The organism is Planomonospora sp. ID67723, from assembly GCF_015711605.1.
GTDB lineage: Bacteria > Actinomycetota > Actinomycetes > Streptosporangiales > Streptosporangiaceae > Planomonospora_A.
The window spans coordinates 96,693-114,460 of record NZ_JABTEZ010000001.1 but is presented as its reverse complement, the minus strand read 5'-3'; the positions used below and the strand labels follow the sequence as shown (position 1 = coordinate 114,460).

Sequence of the window (17,768 nt, the reverse complement as noted above, 5' to 3'; positions counted from 1 at the left end):
GTGATGCACTGTCGAGCAAAGGAGCCCTATCCGTGGAGGTGCCCATGTCGTTGAACCACTCACCGGAGACGCAGAGCAAGCTGATCGCAAGGGTCCCGTCCATAACGGGACGCGCACTCCCCGAGTGGTTTCAGACCATCGACAACGGCCCGTCGTTCCTTCGCTGTGACGAGCGCGCCAACTGGCTCGCCGACGAGCACGGGCTGACCCACGGCTACGCCGCCGCCATCGTGCACGAGCACGAGCGGCAGCGCCGCCACTACTTCTAGCCGCCGCCCGCTGTCCTCATCCGAAGGCCCGTGCCGCCGGTCGGCGGTGCGGGTCTTCGGCGTGCCGGACCCGGAACGACCCCTCGGCGGGGCGGTCCCCGCACGCCCCGGCCCATGGTCCGCCGTGGCCCTGAGAACGCCGGAATGATAGGGGTTCCCCACCGGGCGAACCCGGTGTTCTCCGCGCCGGACGCGTGGGAGCATGGGGCCATGGATCTTGAAAAGGCGCGCGCCTTCATCCGCGACAACCACCGCGCAGTCCTGCTGACCTGGCACGCCGACGGGCGGCCCCAGATGTCCCCGGTGACGGTGGGGCTCGACGCCGAGGGGTACGCGCTCATCAGCACCCGGGAGACCGCGGCCAAGTTCCGCAACGTGCGGCGGGACCCCCGGGTGGCGCTCTGCGTGACCACGGACGCGTTCTTCGGCGACTGGATCCAGATCGAGGGCACGGCCGAGATCGTCCCGCTGCCGGAGGCGATGGAGCTCCTGGTGAACTACTACCGGGACATCTCCGGCGAACACCCCGACTGGGACGACTACCGGGCCGCCATGGAGCGGGACCGGCGGGTGATGATGCGGATCGATATCACCCGGGCCGGCCCCGACGTCCACGGCTGACGGGTTAGCCCAGGCGCTCCAGGACCATGGCCATGCCCTGGCCGCCGCCGACGCACATGGTCTCCAGGCCGATCGACTTGTCGTGGAACTGGAGGCTGTTGATCAGCGTGGAGGTGATGCGGGCACCGGTCATGCCGAACGGGTGGCCCACCGCGATGGCGCCGCCGTTGACGTTGAGCCGGTCGAGGTCGATGCCCAGGTCCTGGTAGGACGGGATGACCTGGGCGGCGAAGGCCTCGTTGATCTCGACGAGGTCCACGTCGCCGATGGACATGCCCGCCCGGGCCAGGGCCTGCTTGCTCGCCTCGACCGGGCCCAGGCCCATGATCTCGGGAGAGAGGCCGGTCACGCCCGTGGAGACGATCCGGGCCAGCGGGGTGATGCCCAGTTCCGCGGCCTTGGTGTCGCTCATCACGATCACTGCGGCGGCGCCGTCGTTCAGCGCGCAGCAGTTGCCCGCGGTGACCGTGCCGTCGGGGCGGAAGACCGGCTTGAGCTGGGAGACCGCCTCGTAGGTGGTGCCGGCGCGAGGACCGTCGTCCTTGCTGACCACGGTCCCGTCCGGCAGGGTCACCGGGGTGATGTCCTTCTCCCAGAACCCGTTGGCGATGGCCTTCTCGGCCAGGTTCTGGGAGCGCACACCGAACTCGTCCTGCTCCTGGCGGGAGATGCCCTTGATCCCGGCGAGGTTCTCGGCGGTCTGGCCCATCGCGATGTAGACGTCGGGCAGGGCGCCGTCCTCGCGGGGGTCGCGCCAGGCCGGGGCGTTGCCCGCCTCGGCCTGCTTCGAGCGGGCGTGGGCCTCGCTGAACAGCGGGTTCTGCGTCTCGGGCAGCGAGTCGGAGTTGCCCTTGACGAAGCGGGAGACGCACTCCACGCCGGCCGAGATGAACACGTCGCCCTCGCCCGCCTTGATCGCGTGCAGGGCCATCCGGGTGGTCTGCAGCGAGGACGAGCAGTAGCGGGTGACGGTGGTGCCGGGAACGCCGTCCAGGCCGAGCAGTGTGGCCACCACGCGGCCCATGTTGAAGCCCTGCTCGCCGCCCGGCAGGCCGCAGCCCAGCATCAGGTCGTCGACGGTGTTCGGGTCGAGCTGGGGCACCTTGGCCAGCGCGGCCTTGATCATTTGCGCGGTCAGGTCGTCCGGGCGGATGTCCTTGAGCGACCCCTTGAAGGCGCGTCCGATGGGCGAGCGTGCGGTCGCGACGATGACTGCCTCGGGCATATGGCTCTCCTGTGCTCATGGCGACGCTGCGCGTCGCGGCTCGGGGGCTTCGGTGACCGGCTCCTCACAGGTCGCGGGCGTTCCTCGGGCGGCCCACCGGTGCCCCTTCGCGGGTCTTCGTTAATCGCTCCTCTTGCGGAGATTACCGCGCGGTAGCCGGGAAGCCATGACCCGGGGGGTAAGAAACAGAACTTTGTTACGGAATGCCAAAAGACCCCGCCATACGGCGGGATCGTGGCACAGCCGTACATACCCGGGCGTCAGCCGTACATGCCGGGAGAGGTGATGGTGGCGTCGTTGACGCCGTGCAGGCCGCCCTTCTCGTCGCGCCATATCCGCCAGCCGCCCTGGCTGCCGGTGAACCACCCGGGCGGGATGCTGGAAGTGGTCGTGCGCTTCCCGGTGGCCAGGTTGAACTCGCACAGCGCGGCCACCGAGTAGAACCCGGCGCTCTCTCCCTTGAGCGGGAGCGGCTTGGGGTCGGTGACGCAGAAGGACCAGCCGCGCTCGTGCTCGAGCTCGAGGTCGTGGCCGGTGGCGAGGTCGAAGGCGGCCCCGGCCTTGCCGTGCCTGAGGAAGCCGATCGTCTCCATCCGCGCGGGGAAGGCCAGCCACCAGCCCGAGCCCGGGACCTGGGCCGCGGGGATCTGTCCGAGGACCCGGCCGCTCTCGGCGTCCAGGCGGGCGAACCCGCCGTACTGGCCCTGCTGGTCGACCGGGCGGACCACCGGCGCGTGACCGGGGCTGCCGCTGGGGTAGACGCGCACCACCGAGGGGCGCATCCAGTTGATCGAGCCGTCGGAGAGCTTCACGGAGAACATTCCGAAGGCGGAGACCATCTTGGTCCTGGGGTTGGTGTAGGGGGCGACGTAGCCGACGAGGTCGTCCGCGGTCGCGCCGAAGGACCAGCCGCCCGACACGTCCACACCGGCGCCGAGGGCACGCTCGACCGGCTGCCGCCAGAGGGGCTTGCCGGTCTTCAGGTCGTAGGCCTCCAGGACGGGGTTGCGCGCGAGGCGCAGGAAGACCACGCGCGAGGCGTCGGACCACTCCACCTCGGCGATGCCGGGGAACTTCCACATCACCTTGCCGGTGGCGGGGTCGAGCACGACGACCCGGGCCGCGGACAGGGCGGTGTGCTCCGACAGGCACACGAACTCTCCGCACCGCTGCGGCCCGAAGGTGGAGTGGACCGGACGGGTCCATTTCTGCGCCCCGGTCCGCGCGTCGCGGCCGACGAGCCTGCCGTTCCACCGGCCCTTGCGGAACGGGTCGACGGAGACGGCGACGGCCTGGCCCTGGCCGGTCTCGACGACCGCCGGAGCGGGCACCCCCATCCCGGGCAGGCGGCCCGCCAGGGTCGCGGGAGCGGCCCAGAGTTTCTTGCCCGAGGCCAGGTCGATGGCGACCGCCTCCAGCATCCCGTCGGGCTTCATGGACGTCGTCATGGCGACGCCGCCGCCGGTGACGGTACGGCTGACCGCGTTCACCTGGGAGTTGTGCCAGGTGGGGTACTCCTGGGTGGCCGCTTCGCTGCCGGAGCAGCCGGCCAGGATCAGGGTTCCGGCGAGCACCAGAGCCGGTTTCGCATGAGGCCGGATCACGGGCATTGCACTCCAATAGGACGAGATGTGACGATCTCGCCGCGGAGCGTGACCGAGCTCAGGCGTCGTGAGGCAGCGCTCCAGGCCGCCGACGGAGCAGTGTCACCCACCGTCCGTGGGGACCTGTTGCTCGGCCGGCGACGCGGGTCGCGGACACCTCGGCGCCGGGCTCCTCCGCGGCTCTGGCCGCCGCGAGGTAGATCGACTCACCGCGTACGGGCTGGGGTTCGGGCCACAGCTCCAACGCGGTGCAAACAGACGGTAGCACCGCGTAAGCGGCCTGTAGATAGCCTTGGCGAGATGGGTGGTAACGGTCGGGTCCGAACATCTCGACCGGATTTGTCTCGAATTCCGGTCCCAGCAGGTCGGCGAACGCCACGGTCCGCCCGCCCGCCTCGATGACCGCGACGGTCTGCGCGGCGGCGAGCTGCCGGCTCCAGCGCCGGGCCACCCAGCGCAGCGGCTGCGCGATGGGCCGGACCGTGCCGAGGTCCGGGCAGGTGCCCACGACCACCTCCGCGCCGGCCGCCCGCAGGCGCCGCACGGCCTTCTGCAGATGCCGTACGGCCTGCGCCGGGAGCGTCTGGGTGGTGATGTCGTTGCTTCCGATGAAGATGACCGCGATCTCCGGCCGCGCCTCGACCGCCTTGTCGACCTGCTCGCCGAGCTCGGCGGAGGACGTCCCCGACACGCCGAACACGGAGAGCCGCACCGGGCGCTCGGCCACGGCCGCCAGGCCGCAGGCGATCAGCACCCCGGGAGTGTCGGCGGGGTCGGTCATGCCCAGGCCGATCACGGTGGAGTCGCCGAGCAGGGCCAGCCGGATCGGCTCACCCTCGAAGTCGCCGTAGACCCCGTCCGAGGGCGGTCCCTCCAGTCCGTGCGGGCGGCCGATGACCCGGCGCGCCAGCACGCCCTCGGCGTACAGCAACCCGTAGGTCGCCATGCCGAGCGCGGTCAGGCCGCCCCCTCCCACTGCCGCTGCGGCCGCGATGCGCCGTGCCGTCCGCGCCGCCCCGGGTGTCCAGATCACGGGCGTCACCTTTCTCGACTCGTCCCAGGTTCACCGGTATATCTTCGATACTTCGGCTCGGCGGTAGCGTTTGTTATAGAAAACCAGCCGAGTCCCGGCGACCCTCTGGGGACCCAGGCATTCCAAACGACAAGCTGACCCAGCTTTGGCAATTCGAGGTGATCGTCGCGATGCGCGTATACAACTCGCTCGTGGAGCTGATGGGCAACACCCCGCTCGTCCAGCTGCACAAGGTGACGGCGGGAGTGCCCGCCCAGGTGCTCGCCAAGGTCGAGTACTTCAATCCCGGCGGCTCGGTCAAGGACCGGATCGCGGTCCGGATGATCGACGCCGCGGAGAAATCGGGAGAGCTCCGTCCCGGCGGCACGATCGTGGAGCCGACCTCGGGCAACACCGGCGTGGGGCTGGCCATCGTGGCCCAGCAGCGCGGCTACCGGTGCCTGTTCGTGGTGCCGGACAAGGTGGCCCAGGACAAGATCGCGGTGCTCCGGGCCTACGGCGCCGAGGTCGTCGTCTGCCCCACCGCGGTCTCCCCCGACCATCCGAACTCCTACTACTCGGTCTCCGACCGGCTGGCCAGGGAGACACCGAACGCCTGGAAGCCGGACCAGTACTCCAATCCCAATAACCCGGAGAGTCACTATTACTCCACCGGGCCCGAGATCTGGGAGCAGACCGAGGGCCGGATCACCCACTTCGTCGCGGGTGTCGGCACCGGCGGCACGATCAGCGGCACCGGCCGCTACCTCAAGGAGGTCTCCGGCGGCCGAGTCAAGATCATCGGAGCCGATCCCGAGGGTTCGGTCTACTCCGGGGGCACCGGCCGGCCGTACCTGGTGGAGGGCGTCGGCGAGGACATCTGGCCGGCCACCTACGACACCACGATCTGCGACGAGATCATCGCCGTCTCCGACAAGGACTCCTTCGGCATGACCCGCCGCCTGGCCCGGGAGGAGGCCCTCCTGGTGGGCGGCTCCTGCGGGATGGCCACGGTCGCGGCCCTGCGCGTGGCCAAGCAGGCCGGGCCGGACGACGTGGTCGTGGTGCTGCTGCCCGACGGCGGCCGCGGCTACCTGTCGAAGATCTTCAACGACGACTGGATGGCCGACTACGGCTTCCTGACCACTTCCTCGGAGGAAGGACTGGTCAGGGACGTGCTGCACCGCAAGGGTTCCGGCCTGCCGGAGTTCGTGCACACCCATCCCCACGAGTCGGTGGACACCGCCATCGCCATCATGCGCGAGTACGGCGTCTCGCAGCTCCCGGTCATGAAGGAGGAGCCCCCGGTCATGGCGGCCGAGGTGGTCGGCTCGATCGTGGAGCGCGACCTGCTCGACGCCCTCTACCGCGGCCGGGTGCGCCCGCAGGACCCGCTGGCCGACCACATGTCCCAGCCGCTGCCCATGATCGGCGCCGGAGAGCCCATCTCCCACGCCGTCGACGCCCTGGAGAAGGCCGACGCCGCGGTGGTCCTCGACGACGGCAAGCCCGTCGGCCTGCTCACCCGCCAGGACCTGCTGGCCTTCCTGGCGAACCACTAGCTCCAGGCCGCGACGACTTGTCGTCGCCGTGGACAGGCAGCTCGGCGAGCACCTGCCAGGCTCCGTCGGGTGTGGGACCGGCTATGAGACGGCCGCCGAGCGCCTCGACGCGCTCGGCCATGCCGACCAGGCCGAAGCCGCCCCCGAGACCGGAGACCCTGGGGTCCGAGAGCGAGCCGTAGTTGCGCACGCGCAGGTACACCACCCGCTCCACCAGGCGAAGGTCGGCCTCGACCCACCCGGTGCCCGGGGCGTGGCGGCGTACGTTCGTCAAGGACTCCTGCAGGACCCGGTGGAGGGTGGTCATCACCTCCGGAGCCAGGGTGTCGTCGGCGATGCCCTGGCCGATGTCGAATGCCACCTGCGGGCCGCTCGACGAGAAGCGCTCCACCAGCGTGCGCATGTCCGCCAGGCGCGTGCCGGGGGAGCGCGCGGCCTCGTCCTCGGCGCGCAGGACGCTGACCAGGCGCCGCATCGAGGTCAGCGCGTCGACGCCGGCGCCGGCGATCGCGTCGAGCGCGGGGAGCACGGCCTCGGGCTTCTGCTCGGCGACGACCCGGGCGGCCTGGGCCTGCACGACGATCCCGGTGATGTGGTGGGCGACCAGGTCGTGCAGCTCCCTGGCGAGCTCCAGGCGTTCGGTCCGCCGTACCGAGTGCACCGCCTCTCTGCGGCGCTCCAGCTGGAAGCGCAGGTAGGCGCCGACGCCGGCGGCGACGGACCAGGCGACGAAGAGGAGGAAACCGGCCGCCAGGGACGGTTCGTCCTGGCCCGGCCGGGCGGCTGAGATCTCCAGTACGAGCATCGAGGCGACGGAGAACAGCGCGGCGTTCCTGAGCGGCTCGATCCAGCGCAGTCCGCCGATGGTGAGGACGAGCAGCGCCCCCGTCTCGGCGAACCCGGGGATGCCGTCGCCCCCGATCACCGCCATGGTGATGGTCACCGTGAAGGACAGCGCCATCATCACCGCGAAGGGCCGGATCCTGCTCCGGCCGCGCCGCCACACGGCGTAGATCCCGTAGACCCCGCAGACGGGGACCAGGAATTGGCCGTCCACCGAGGTCGTGGCCGCGATCACGATGTCGAAGAGCAACAGCAACCCGAGCCAGCACAGCAACGCGATCTCGCTGAGCCGCTGGATCCAGTAGACAAACCGGTTTGCATCCCCCACGGGCATCGAGCCTAATCCTGATGGCCGAGGGGGGATATCAACCGTTCGGCCGAGCGGTCCCCCTTCGAACCGGTCCTTCAGCGGAAGCGCGGCACAGGCCCTGGAACCGATGCTTGGAGTGTCGAAGGGAAGAGGAAAATGACCATCATCGGGATCGTGCTGCTGGCCATCGGGCTCGTCGTCGTGGTGTTCCTGACGCTCGCCGATCCGGTGCTGCTCTCGCGCATCAACGGGGAGTCCGCCGAGGGCCGCAGCGGCCGCCACATCCGGGCGCCGCGCGTCACCGCCGAGGGTGCCGAGGTGGTCGCGCTCCGGCCGCGCTCCGCGGACGGCCGCGGGTCGCGGGCCGCGTAGGGCGGATCCGCGCCCGCGGGGGTCCCGCCGCCCCGGTGCGGGGCGCGAAGCGGAGTAGCGTGGGCCGTATGACTGAAGGATTCGAGACCCTGGCCATTCATGCCGGTCAGGAGGCCGACCCCCTGACCGGGGCCGTCGTGCCGCCGATCTACGCGGTGTCCACCTACAAGCAGGACGGCGTGGGCGGGCTGCGCTCCGGATACGAGTACAGCCGGTCGGCCAACCCGACCAGGACCGCGCTGGAGGAGGCCATGGCCGCCGTCGAGGGCGGCGTCCGGGGCCTGGCCTTCGCCTCGGGGCTGGCGGCCGAGGACACCGTGCTGCGCACGATCTGCAGGCCGGGCGACCACGTGATCATCCCGAACGACGCCTACGGCGGCACCTACCGGCTCTTCGCCAAGGTGCACGAACGCTGGGGGCTGCACTACGACCCGGTGGCGCTGGACAACATGAACGCGGTCGGGGCCGCCATCACCCCGAAGACGAAGGCCATCTGGGTGGAGACGCCCACCAACCCGCTGCTCGGCATCTCCGACATCGCCGCGCTGGCAGAGCTCGCCCACGACTGCGGCGCGCTGCTGGTGGTGGACAACACCTTCGCCTCGCCGTACCTTCAGCAGCCGCTGGCGCTCGGCGCGGACATCGTGGTCCACTCCACCACGAAGTACGTCGGCGGCCACTCCGACGTGGTGGGCGGCGCGCTCGTCGCCCGGGACGCGGAGCTGGGCGAGCGGCTCGCCTACCACCAGAACGCGATGGGCGCGGTGGCCGGCCCGTTCGACGCCTGGCTGACGCTGCGCGGCCTCAAGACGCTCGCGGTGCGGATGGACCGCCACTGCGACAACGCCGAGCGGGTGGTCGACCTCCTGCTCGCCCACCCGAAGGTGATCTCGGTGCTCTATCCGGGCATGCCCGAGCACCCCGGTCACGAGGTGGCGGCCAAGCAGATGAAGCGCTTCGGCGGGATGGTCTCCTTCCGGGTCGCCGGAGGCGAGGCCGATGCGGTCGAGATCTGCAACCGGGCCAGGCTGTTCACCCTGGGCGAGTCGCTCGGCGGCGTGGAGTCGCTGATCGAGCACCCCGGCCGGATGACGCACGCCTCCGCCGCCGGTTCGCCGCTGGAGGTCCCCGGTGACCTCGTCCGGCTCTCGGTCGGCATCGAGTCGATCGACGATCTGCTCGCGGACCTCTCCCAGGCCCTGGGGTAACCGGACCGGCCGGTCCCGGGCCGTCCGGCCCGGGACCGGTCAGGCGGGGTTGCCCCAGACCATGAGCACCAGGATGACCAGCCAGATCAGGGAGACGACACCGGAGAGCGCGGCGATCCGGCCGGTCTGCGCCTCGGTGGTCGCGGGACTCCGGCCGGCCTGCTCCCCGGAAGTCTGGGCGGGTTCGGAGCCCGCATCCGTCCCGGTGTCGGCGTCACCGGCCGGTCCTGCGCCGCCGAGAATCCGGATGGCGGACCGCTGGTCCCGCTCCACGATGGCCAGCAGCACCGCGGCGACGATGAAGAGCGTCATGGAGACCGAGAGGTAGGGCTTGCCGAGGTACTCCCGGCCGAGCAACACGCCGAACACGAAGACGCCCACCGCGGAGATGGCGTAGGCGCGCGTCGTCCTGTGCAGGTAGCGCAGGACGTCGACGTTGCGGGCGCGGATGAACCGGGGCGTGGAAACGGTCGCGGCGGTGACCGGGCCGAGGGCGAAGATGGCGAAACCGATGTGCAGCCAGAGCAGCAGGTCGTTCATGCGCCAGACCCTAGCCTTCGGTGATCTCGTCTGGATACGGCTTCGGGAACCCCGGCGGGTTGGGCGTGTCCGCCCCGCCCTCTTTCAGCCTGCCCTCCTTCTGGAGGAGGTGCCGGCAGAGCGGGCAGGCGTCCTGCGGCCGGGCCCGGCAGGTGCTGTGGTCGACCCGGACGCCGAGCAGGCGCCGGGCGCCCGCCGCGGTGGCCCCCGGCGCGCGGCCCGTGATCGAGGTGCGGTTGTCCTCGACGTGAATGCTGATCACGACGAGCGCGAGGACGACCAGAAAGGCGACGAGCAGGATTCCGGCTGTTATCAGGGCCGCGATCCACATGCGCTCCTCCGGGGAAGGGGAAAACCAGCCTTCCCCGGATGCCGTCGCGTTTCAAGACGGGCGGCTCACTCCTGTCCGGAGGCGTCCCGCCGGTCGCGGGGGTGGGAGCCGAGGAACAGCTCGAAACCCACGACGGCGGCGGCCATCAGCACGATGAGGACGACTGCGATCATCCGGCTCACTCCCTCCGGTCTCTTGACGGAGAAGGTCCTCTACAAGAGAGACGGAGGGGCCGGCGGAAGAGTTGTCACCGGGAGATTACATTTCGGAGGCGGACCGGTTCCGGGGAGATGGTGATGGATCTTCACATTTGCGCCCTGAGCACTCGGGTGGTGTGAGTAGGATCACTGGGAAGCCCGTCCCCGTGCGATGAGGCCGCGCGATCAGGACCGCGGCCGTGCCGGGCGGGCACCGGATCCATGATCGTGCACGAAGGCACAAGGGAGTGCCCGCTGTGGCTGTGAAGCATGTCGAGCCGTACACCGTCGAATGGCACCGCCAGCCCGCTTTCTACCTGCGCCTCGTCGCGGAGGCGCTGGGCGGGCAGGTCGAGACCTGGTGGGAGGGTCCCTGCGACCCGCGCGCCGGCACCATCCGCCTGACCGGCGGGGACGCGCTGGTGTGGGACGAGGAGAGCGGCTGGCGCTGGGGCCGGTTCGTCTCCGGCGATCCGGGGGCCTGCACCGTCCTGGCCGAGGCCCGCTATCTCGGAGGCGGCCTGCTGCTCCGCCCCGACCGGGTCCCGGCCGCCGTCGCGGAGGCCAGGGCCGGAGTGGGCAACAGCACGGCCTGGCGGCCCTGCTACCGCTCCTACCGGCACTACCGCGACGGTTTCGACCTCGCCCTCAACGGTTACGTCGCCCACGCCGACGCCTGAGGGCTCCTTCCCGGCTCCGGGCGCTCAGCGGGCGCGGCGGGCGCGCAGGAAGTCGCTGACGACATACTCCCCGAGCCGGTCGGGGCTGGGGGAGAAGACCCGGCCGCCGTTGCGCCGGGCGACCTCGTCCACGAACTCCTTCAGCCGCTCGTCATCGGCGAGCATGAACACGTTGAGCGTCGCCCGGCGCCGGGTCATCTTGTCCACCTCGGCGAGCGTCAGCTCCAGGGTCTCGGGCGTGGGCGGCCACTCGAAGGCGTAGGAGCCGTTGCGGCGCAGGTGCGAGGTGGGCTCGCCGTCGGTGACCACGAGCACGACCGGCTCGAAGTCGGGGTGGCGGTCCAGATGGCGGCCGGCGATCAGCAGGGCGTGGTGCAGGTTCGTGCCCTGGACCATGTCCCACTCCAGCCCGGCGAGCTCGTCGGGCTGCAGGACCCGGGCGTAGTTGGAGAAGCCGATGATCTGCACCGAGTCCTGCGGGAACTTCGAGCTGACCAGCGCCTGCAGCGCCATCGCGGTCTGCTTGGCAGCCGCCCAGGTGCCACGCAGCGCCATCGAGTAGGACAGGTCGACCAGCAGGCAGACCGCCGCGGCGGTGCGCCGCTCGGTCTCGGCCACCTCGAAGTCGTCCACCGACAGGGTCACGGCGCCGGTACGGCTCGCGCCGCGCCGTACGCCGTTGACGACCGTGCGGACCACGTCGATCGGCTGCTCGTCGCCGAACCGCCAGGGGCGGGTGGAGCCGGTGAGCTCGCCGGCCGCGCCCGCGTCGACCTGCTCGTGCTCGCCGCGGCGGCCGGAGTCGAGGGAGGCGAAGACCCGGCGCAGCGCGGTCTCGCCGAGCCTGCGGACGGCCTTGGGGGTGAGCTCCAGCCTGCCGCGCTGGCGGCGGAGGTAGCCCTGCTGCTCCAGTTCGCGCTCGATCTGCTTGAGCGCCTCCAGGTCGTCGACGGCCGAGCGGCCGAGCGCGCGCCGGATCGCGGCCTCGTCGACGTCGTCCAGCCTGGCGCCGGGGTAGTCCTGGCGGAGCGCGGCCTCCAGCTGGGTCAGGTCGGCGAGCTCGTCCAGCGCGGTCACCGCGTCGCCCATCCCTATGGGCTGCTCGCCGGTGAGCCGTTCGGGGGTGTTCCAGGCGAGGTCGGGGCGGCGGGCGTGCAGGGACTCGCCCAGCCTGCGCATCTGCTCGGCCAGTCCGGCCTGCTCCAGGGTCTGGTTGATCAGGGCGGCGAGCTCCTCGCGCTGGCGCGGGGTGAGCGAGGCCAGCAGGCGCTGGGTCGCGGCGGCCCGGCGGGCGAGGGCGTCGACCAGCTCCTCCAGGTTCCGGGGCGACTCCGGGAACATGTCACCGTATTCCGACATGAAGCGGTCGAAGTCATCCTGGGTGTGCTCTCCCCGGGCGTCCCGGTCGAGCATGTCGTTCAGCTCGGACATCATCTGGCGGACCCGCTCCAGCGCGGCCGGATCGGGGTCGGCCAGCGCCTGCTTCATGCCGCGGAACTGGCTGTCGAGCACCTCCCTGCGGAGCAGGTCGCGCAGCTCCTCGAAGGTCCGCCGGGCGGCCTCGGAACGCCACTGGTAGGAGCTCAGCGACTGGATGGCGCTGGCCGGGTCATCCGGCACGTCGTCCAGCTGCGTCTCGCGGAACCGGGCGTCGTCCGAGGGGTCGGGGAACAGCTCGGCCCGCTCCTGGCCGATCGCCTTGTCGAGCAGTGCCCTGGCCCGCTCCAGTGTCCCGTCGAGGCGGCCCCGCTCACGCAGCTCACGGCGGCGGCGCCGTACCTCGCGGAGCAGGTCGTCCAGGCCGCGCCGGTTCTGCGCCCCGGGCAGGCCCTGCTTGAGCAGGTCGCGCAGGGCGTGGCCGGGGTTGGAGCCGGACAGGATGGAGTCGCCCATCCTGTCGAGCGCCGACCGCACGTCGTACGGCGGAGCGAGCGGGTCGGGCCCGTCCCGGTACTCGCCATAGCGGTAACTCATCCACCCCACCTCTCGCAGTTCACCTGGGCGGTCGCGCCGCTTGCCGGGCCGCTCAGGTGCGGTAGACCGCCGTGCCGTCCGCCTCGTCCTTGGACAGGCGGCGCAGCAGGTAGAGCCCCTCCAGGGTGAACTCCAGCGCGGCCGCCGCGTGCCCGGGGGACTCGTCGCCGATGCCGAGCCGGGACATGATCTTGGCCAGGCCGGTCACCGGGCCGATCCTGTGCAACAGCTCGGCGGCGGGGACCAGGGGCCCGGACTCGACCTGGACGCCTTCGGAGAACTTCTCCAGCAGCGCCGACAGGTCCATGCCGCCGAGCGTGCCGCGGAACGTCTCGGCCACGGCCCGGCGGAGCAGGTGTGCCAGGACCTCGGTCTCCCGGCCCTCCTCGCTGACCTCGAACTCCACCTTGCCGCGCAGCGTGTGCACGATGCCGGGCAGGTCGGCCACCCGCGCCACCGCGCGCTCCTCGCCGGTCAGCGCGGCCCGCCGCAGGGCGGAGGCGGCCGCCGTCTCGGCGGCGGCGATGGAGAAGCGGGCCGACACCCCGGAGCGCGAGTCCACCGCGGTGGACTCGCGGACCAGCCGCGTGAAGCGGGCGATCACCTCGATCAGGTGGTCGGGCAGGTCGGCGCCGATGTGGCCGAGGGCCGCCTCCTGGCGGATGAGCGCGAGCTCCGTCTCGGCCGAGAGCGGGTAGTGGGTGCGGATCTCGGCGCCGAAGCGGTCCTTGAGCGGGGTGATGATCCGGCCGCGGTTGGTGTAGTCCTCGGGGTTGGCGCTGGCGATCAGCAGGACGTCCAGCGGCAGCCGGAGGTTGTAACCGCGGACCTGGATGTCGCGCTCCTCCAGCACGTTGAGCAGCGAGACCTGGATCCGCTCGGCGAGGTCGGGCAGCTCGTTGACCGAGAAGACGCCGCGGTTGCTCCGCGGGACCAGGCCGTAGTGCACGGTCTCGGGGTCACCGAGCGTGCGCCCTTCGGCGATCTTGATGGGGTCGATGTCGCCGATCAGGTCGCCCACGGAGGTGTCGGGGGTGGCGAGCTTCTCGCCGTACCGCTCGTCACGGTGGCGCCAGGAGACCGGCAGCTCCTCGCCCGCGGACTCCGCCAGGCGGCGGCAGCGGACGCAGGAGGGGGTGTAGGGGTGGTCGTTGATCTCGCAGCCCTCCACGACCGGGGTCCACTCGTCGAGCAGTCCGGTGACGGTGCGGATGAGCCGGGTCTTGCCCTGGCCGCGCTCGCCGAGCAGGACCAGGTCGTGACCGGCGAGCAGGGCCCGCTCCAGCTGGGGGAGGACGGTGTCGTCGAAACCCACGATGCCGGGGAACCTCGGCTCCCCCGATCGGAGGAGGGCCAGGAGGTTCTCGCGGATCTCGGCCTTTACCGTGCGGTGGATATGGCCGCTCGCGCGAAGTTCGCGCAGAGTCCGTGGCTCTGGAATGTGGCGCACGGGATCGAGACTACGTCGCCGGAGCCGAAACCGGCAGCCTCATCACACTCATCCCGGTTTCGGATCTTGACCATCGTCTGGCACTCGGTATGCGTGCCCGCCCTCTCAGTGGGGAGAATCGCTCAGGAAAAGGCTTCGGAATTCAGGGAAGACACTCCGGATACGAAGACTTCGGACAAGAGGGGAGGCGAGACACGTGGCGCTGTTGACAAGCCGCTTCGCCGATGGTCTCGCCGTGGGCACGGACCTGGTCGCGGCGGCGGAGTCCGCGGTCGGGCAGGCCCTGCACGGGTTGAGCGGCCCGCCGGACCTGGTCTGTTTCTTCGTCTGCGGTGACGACCCCGACGAGGTCACCCGGGCGGGGCAGCGGGCGATGAGCCTGGCCGCGGGAGCCACGGTGATCGGCTGCAGTTCCACCGGCGTGATCGGCGACGGGCAGGGGATCGAGGTCACGCCGTCGGTGAGCGCCTGGGCCGCGACCCTGGACGGAGCCCGGCTGACCACCTTCGCGCTGGACAGCCTGCGCGCCGACGACCGCTTCGTCGTCGTCGGCCTGCCGGAGCGCGGTCCCGACGACCGGGTGGCCATCCTGCTGGCCGACCCCTACACCTTCCCGACCGACGGCTTCGTCGAGCGGTCGGCGGAGGTCCTCGGCGACCTCCCCCTGGTCGGCGGCCTGGCCAACGCCTTCCTCGGCCGGGACGCGGTGCGGCTGTTCGTCAACGGGGAGGTGCACACCGAGGGCGCCGTCGGGGTGGTCATCGGAGGCGAGGTCAACGTCAGCACCGTGGTCAGCCAGGGCTGCCGTCCGATCGGCCCGTCCATGACCGTCACCGGGGTCGAGGAGAACCTGCTGCTCGAACTCGCGGGTCAGCCCGCCCTGGCCCGGCTGGAGGAGATCGTCAGCGCGCTGGACGAGGAGGACCGCGAGCTGGTCGCCTCGGGGCTGCAGATCGGCATCGCCATCGACGAGTACGCCGAGCGGCACGAGCACGGCGACTTCCTGATCCGCGGGGTGCTCGGGATCGACCCCGACCGGGAGGCCGTGGCCATCGGCGACGTCGTCGAGATCGGCCGCACCGTCCGCTTCCAGGTCCGCGACGCCGCCACCGCCGACGAGGACCTCTACGAACTGCTCGACGCCCACCGGGAGGAGTTCGGCCGGGTGGACGGCGCACTGCTGTTCTCGTGCAACGGCCGGGGTTCGGCCATGTTCGGCACCGCCGACCACGACACGATGGCGGTCAGCGACACCATGGGGCCCATCGGCGTGGCCGGGTTCTTCGCGGCAGGGGAGATCGGCCCGGTGGGGAGCCGCAACCACGTGCACGGGTTCACCGCGTGCCTGCTGGCCTTCTCCTCCTCCCGCCCACCGGCGGGGCAGTCCTATGATCGTTGAATGTCCGAGTCTGTGCTCGCCGTCGACATCGGCGGGACGAAGTTCGCCGCCGCGCTGGTAGGCCCCGACGGAGACGTCCGGAGGGCCGAGCGGGTCGCCACCCCGCCCGGCGGCGACGCCGCGACCCTGTGGAAGGCGCTCGACGAGCTGGTCGCCGGCGTCACCGGCGGCTCCCCGGTCGCCGGGGTGGGAATCGGCTGCGGGGGCCCGATGTCGTGGCCGGACGGGGCCGTCTCGCCGCTGAACATGCCCGGCTGGCGTGCCTTCCCGCTGCGGGACCGGCTGGCCGGACGGTTCCCCGGGGTGCCGGTCCGCATCCACAACGACGCCGTCTGCGTGGCCGTCGCCGAGCACTGGCGCGGGGCGGGGCGGGGCAGCGCCAACATGCTGGGCATGGTCGTGTCCACCGGGGTGGGCGGCGGGTTGGTCCTCGGTGACCGGCTGATCGACGGCGGCAGCGGGAACGCTGGGCACATCGGGCACATCGTGGTCGATCCCGGCGGCCCCGTCTGCGGTTGCGGCGGCCGCGGCTGCCTGGAGGCCATCGCCCGCGGGCCCGGCCTGGCGGCCTGGGCGGTCGAGCAGGGCTGGACCCCGGGCCGGGTCCAGGGGCGGGTCACGGGCACGGGCACAGACGAAGCCACGGGCGGGGCCACGAGCGGGGCCATGAGCGGGGCCACGGGACAGGGGGCCGGGACCGCCGGTGACGCACCGGGACCGGACGCCCCGGCATACGTCGAGGCAGCGGCCGCCAGCGGGCGGCAGCTCGCGCTGGACGCCGCCGCCGGGGACGGGATCGCCCTGGCCGCCATGGGCAGGGCCGGGCGGGCGCTCGGCCTGGCCATCGCCTCCGCCACCCATCTGTGCGACCTCGACGTGGTCACCATCGGCGGCGGCCTCTCGCAGGCGGGACCCCTGCTGTTCGACCCGATGGAGGAGACCCTCCGGGCCCACGCCAGGCTGGACTTCGCCCGGCGGGTCCGCGTCGTCCCCGCCTCCCTCGGCCAGGACGCCGGTCTCGTCGGCGCCGCCGCCCTCGTCCTCGCCGCCGACCGCTACTGGTCGCCCGGGGACTAGTGAGCCGGTCTTGAGATCCTGTCGCAGTAGCGGCAGATACGGTCGATGATCTGGTCGGCAGTCTTGGTCCACCGGAACGGCTTGGCATTGTCGTTCCAGAACGCGATCCATTCCTCCAGAGCGGTCGTCAGCGCCCCCAGGGAGCAGAACACCCCACGCTCCAGGCAGCGTCGCTGCAACTCGGCGAACCAACGTTCGACCTGGTTGATCCACGAGGCATAGGTTGGGGTGAAATGCAGCGTGAAGCGTGGATGGGCCAGCAGCCAGCGGTGCACCAGCGGCGCCTTGTGCGCCGCGAGGTTGTCGCAGATCACATGGACCTGCAGGTCGGGTTCGACCTGCAGGTCCATCTCGGCCAGGAAGTCGCGGAAGTCGATCGCGCGGTGCCGGGCCGACAGTTTGCTGATCACCTGGCCGGTTGCGGTGTTCAGCGCGGCGAACAGGTCCACAGTGCCGTGCCGGATGTAGTCGAAGCTGCGCCGCTCCGGGGTCCCGGGCAGCATCGGTAGGACGGGCGCAGTCCGTTCCAGGGCCTGGATCTGGGGTTTTTCATCCATCGAGAACACCACCGCGCCGGCCGGCGGGGCCAGATACAGTCCGACCACGTCCCGGATCTTGTCGATCAGCAGCGGGTCCGGGGAGATCTTGAAGTCCTCGGTCCGCCACGGTTGCAGGCCGAACGCCCGCCAGATCCGCAGCACACTGGTCGGGGAGATGCCCACCTTCCGGGCCAGCTCGCGTTTGGACCAGTGGGTGGCTCCGGCAGGGACTTCTTCCAGCGTGCGCACTACCACCTCCTCGACCTGGGCGTCGGTGATGGTGCGCGGCACGCCGGGCCGGGGCTCGTCATGCAGTCCGTTCAGCCGGGCGGACAGGAACCGGCTGCGCCAGCGGGCCACGGTTTTACGGTGGATCCGTAAGCGTCCGGCCACCGCCATGTTGCTGCCGCCCTCGGCGCAGGCCAGCACGATCCGTGCCCGCAGTGCCAAGCCCTGCGCGGTCGTACGGCGTTTCACCCACCCCTGCAACGTCGAGCGTTCGAGCTCGGTCAGCACCAGCGGCTCCAGTCGTGGATCACTCATCCCTCCAGCAGA

17 protein-coding genes are annotated in these 17,768 nt (G+C 71.2%); 8 read left to right on the top strand and 9 right to left on the bottom strand.

Features of this window, described 5'->3' with window-relative positions:
- Positions 1-44 precede the first annotated feature (44 nt).
- Positions 45-269 carry a DUF4287 domain-containing protein gene (locus HS041_RS00490; protein WP_196438554.1) on the top strand — a complete coding sequence of 75 codons (225 nt, stop codon included), beginning with the start codon at positions 45-47 and terminating at the stop codon, positions 267-269.
- A 210-nt stretch (positions 270-479) separates the two neighbouring features.
- Positions 480-890 (top strand): PPOX class F420-dependent oxidoreductase, encoded by a 411-nt coding sequence (locus tag HS041_RS00485; protein ID WP_196438553.1) that lies wholly within the window; start codon positions 480-482, stop codon positions 888-890.
- A 4-nt stretch (positions 891-894) separates the two neighbouring features.
- Here the strand turns inward: HS041_RS00485 and HS041_RS00480 are convergent, their stop codons facing one another.
- The 3 genes from HS041_RS00480 to HS041_RS00470 all read right to left on the bottom strand — a co-directional run bounded on the left by HS041_RS00480 (position 895) and on the right by HS041_RS00470 (position 4,752).
- On the bottom strand, positions 895-2,115 hold the full coding sequence (locus HS041_RS00480) for an acetyl-CoA C-acetyltransferase (RefSeq protein ID WP_196438552.1): 1,221 nt from the start codon (positions 2,113-2,115) through the stop codon (positions 895-897).
- Between the two features lie 260 nt (positions 2,116-2,375).
- Positions 2,376-3,725, bottom strand: a complete 1,350-nt coding sequence (locus tag HS041_RS00475) for an outer membrane protein assembly factor BamB family protein (RefSeq protein WP_196438551.1) — start codon at positions 3,723-3,725, stop codon at positions 2,376-2,378.
- Between the two features lie 52 nt (positions 3,726-3,777).
- Positions 3,778-4,752, bottom strand: coding sequence for an SGNH/GDSL hydrolase family protein (locus tag HS041_RS00470; protein ID WP_196438550.1), 975 nt, complete (start codon positions 4,750-4,752; stop codon positions 3,778-3,780).
- Positions 4,753-4,922: 170 nt separating this feature from the next.
- Here HS041_RS00470 and HS041_RS00465 point away from each other — a divergent pair, with 170 nt between their 5' ends.
- Entirely contained in the window at positions 4,923-6,293 is a 1,371-nt protein-coding gene (locus HS041_RS00465) for a cystathionine beta-synthase (protein ID WP_196438549.1), read from the top strand.
- Here the strand turns inward: HS041_RS00465 and HS041_RS00460 are convergent.
- Complete coding sequence (locus tag HS041_RS00460) at positions 6,253-7,464, bottom strand: sensor histidine kinase (RefSeq protein ID WP_196438548.1); 1,212 nt, start codon at positions 7,462-7,464, stop codon at positions 6,253-6,255. The genes HS041_RS00465 and HS041_RS00460 overlap by 41 nt on opposite strands.
- 138 nt (positions 7,465-7,602) lie before the next feature.
- Between HS041_RS00460 and HS041_RS00455 the strand changes: the two genes are divergently transcribed.
- Positions 7,603-7,818 (top strand): hypothetical protein, encoded by a 216-nt coding sequence (locus HS041_RS00455; protein ID WP_196438547.1) that lies wholly within the window; start codon positions 7,603-7,605, stop codon positions 7,816-7,818.
- Between the two features lie 68 nt (positions 7,819-7,886).
- A complete protein-coding gene (locus HS041_RS00450; RefSeq protein WP_196438546.1) occupies positions 7,887-9,026 on the top strand; it encodes a cystathionine gamma-synthase in 1,140 nt (379 codons plus the stop codon).
- Positions 9,027-9,065: 39 nt separating this feature from the next.
- Here HS041_RS00450 and HS041_RS00445 read toward each other — a convergent pair whose 3' ends face one another.
- Positions 9,066-9,566 (bottom strand): hypothetical protein, encoded by a 501-nt coding sequence (locus HS041_RS00445; RefSeq protein ID WP_196438545.1) that lies wholly within the window; start codon positions 9,564-9,566, stop codon positions 9,066-9,068.
- Between the two features lie 10 nt (positions 9,567-9,576).
- Positions 9,577-9,897: a hypothetical protein gene (locus HS041_RS00440; RefSeq protein WP_196438544.1), complete on the bottom strand. Its 321-nt coding sequence runs from the start codon at positions 9,895-9,897 to the stop codon at positions 9,577-9,579.
- A gap of 454 nt (positions 9,898-10,351) precedes the next feature.
- On the opposite strand from HS041_RS00440, the gene HS041_RS00435 reads away from it, so the two are divergent.
- Positions 10,352-10,774 (top strand): DUF6292 family protein, encoded by a 423-nt coding sequence (locus tag HS041_RS00435; protein WP_196438543.1) that lies wholly within the window; start codon positions 10,352-10,354, stop codon positions 10,772-10,774.
- A 24-nt stretch (positions 10,775-10,798) separates the two neighbouring features.
- On the opposite strand, the gene HS041_RS00430 is transcribed toward HS041_RS00435, so the two are convergent.
- Both HS041_RS00430 and HS041_RS00425 read right to left on the bottom strand, forming a co-directional pair.
- Complete coding sequence (locus HS041_RS00430; protein ID WP_196438542.1) at positions 10,799-12,748, bottom strand: vWA domain-containing protein; 1,950 nt, start codon at positions 12,746-12,748, stop codon at positions 10,799-10,801.
- Positions 12,749-12,800: 52 nt separating this feature from the next.
- Positions 12,801-14,198, bottom strand: coding sequence for a sigma 54-interacting transcriptional regulator (locus HS041_RS00425; RefSeq protein WP_196438541.1), 1,398 nt, complete (start codon positions 14,196-14,198; stop codon positions 12,801-12,803).
- Between the two features lie 196 nt (positions 14,199-14,394).
- Here HS041_RS00425 and HS041_RS00420 point away from each other — a divergent pair, with 196 nt between their 5' ends.
- Positions 14,395-15,597: an FIST signal transduction protein gene (locus HS041_RS00420; protein ID WP_307845113.1), complete on the top strand. Its 1,203-nt coding sequence runs from the start codon at positions 14,395-14,397 to the stop codon at positions 15,595-15,597.
- The gene (locus HS041_RS00415; protein WP_196438540.1) at positions 15,598-16,674 is read left to right on the top strand and encodes an ROK family protein; all 1,077 of its coding nucleotides are present in this window, start codon (positions 15,598-15,600) and stop codon (positions 16,672-16,674) included. It abuts the gene before it with no gap.
- On the opposite strand, the gene HS041_RS00410 is transcribed toward HS041_RS00415, so the two are convergent.
- Positions 16,671-17,756 carry an IS630 family transposase gene (locus HS041_RS00410; protein ID WP_196438539.1) on the bottom strand — a complete coding sequence of 362 codons (1,086 nt, stop codon included), beginning with the start codon at positions 17,754-17,756 and terminating at the stop codon, positions 16,671-16,673. The genes HS041_RS00415 and HS041_RS00410 overlap by 4 nt on opposite strands.
- Positions 17,757-17,768 lie beyond the last annotated feature (12 nt).

Bases quoted from the DNA above. Each gene is read 5' to 3' on its own strand.
- HS041_RS00490 (WP_196438554.1), top strand. From the start codon at position 45: ATGTCGTTGAACCACTCACCGGAGACGCAGAGCAAGCTGATCGCAAGG.
- HS041_RS00485 (WP_196438553.1), top strand. From the start codon at position 480: ATGGATCTTGAAAAGGCGCGCGCCTTCATCCGCGACAACCACCGCGCA.
- HS041_RS00480 (WP_196438552.1), bottom strand. From the start codon at position 2,115: ATGCCCGAGGCAGTCATCGTCGCGACCGCACGCTCGCCCATCGGACGC.
- HS041_RS00475 (WP_196438551.1), bottom strand. From the start codon at position 3,725: ATGCCCGTGATCCGGCCTCATGCGAAACCGGCTCTGGTGCTCGCCGGA.
- HS041_RS00465 (WP_196438549.1), top strand. From the start codon at position 4,923: ATGCGCGTATACAACTCGCTCGTGGAGCTGATGGGCAACACCCCGCTC.
- HS041_RS00455 (WP_196438547.1), top strand. From the start codon at position 7,603: ATGACCATCATCGGGATCGTGCTGCTGGCCATCGGGCTCGTCGTCGTG.
- HS041_RS00450 (WP_196438546.1), top strand. From the start codon at position 7,887: ATGACTGAAGGATTCGAGACCCTGGCCATTCATGCCGGTCAGGAGGCC.
- HS041_RS00445 (WP_196438545.1), bottom strand. From the start codon at position 9,566: ATGAACGACCTGCTGCTCTGGCTGCACATCGGTTTCGCCATCTTCGCC.
- HS041_RS00440 (WP_196438544.1), bottom strand. From the start codon at position 9,897: ATGTGGATCGCGGCCCTGATAACAGCCGGAATCCTGCTCGTCGCCTTT.
- HS041_RS00430 (WP_196438542.1), bottom strand. From the start codon at position 12,748: ATGAGTTACCGCTATGGCGAGTACCGGGACGGGCCCGACCCGCTCGCT.
- HS041_RS00415 (WP_196438540.1), top strand. From the start codon at position 15,598: ATGTCCGAGTCTGTGCTCGCCGTCGACATCGGCGGGACGAAGTTCGCC.
- HS041_RS00410 (WP_196438539.1), bottom strand. From the start codon at position 17,756: ATGAGTGATCCACGACTGGAGCCGCTGGTGCTGACCGAGCTCGAACGC.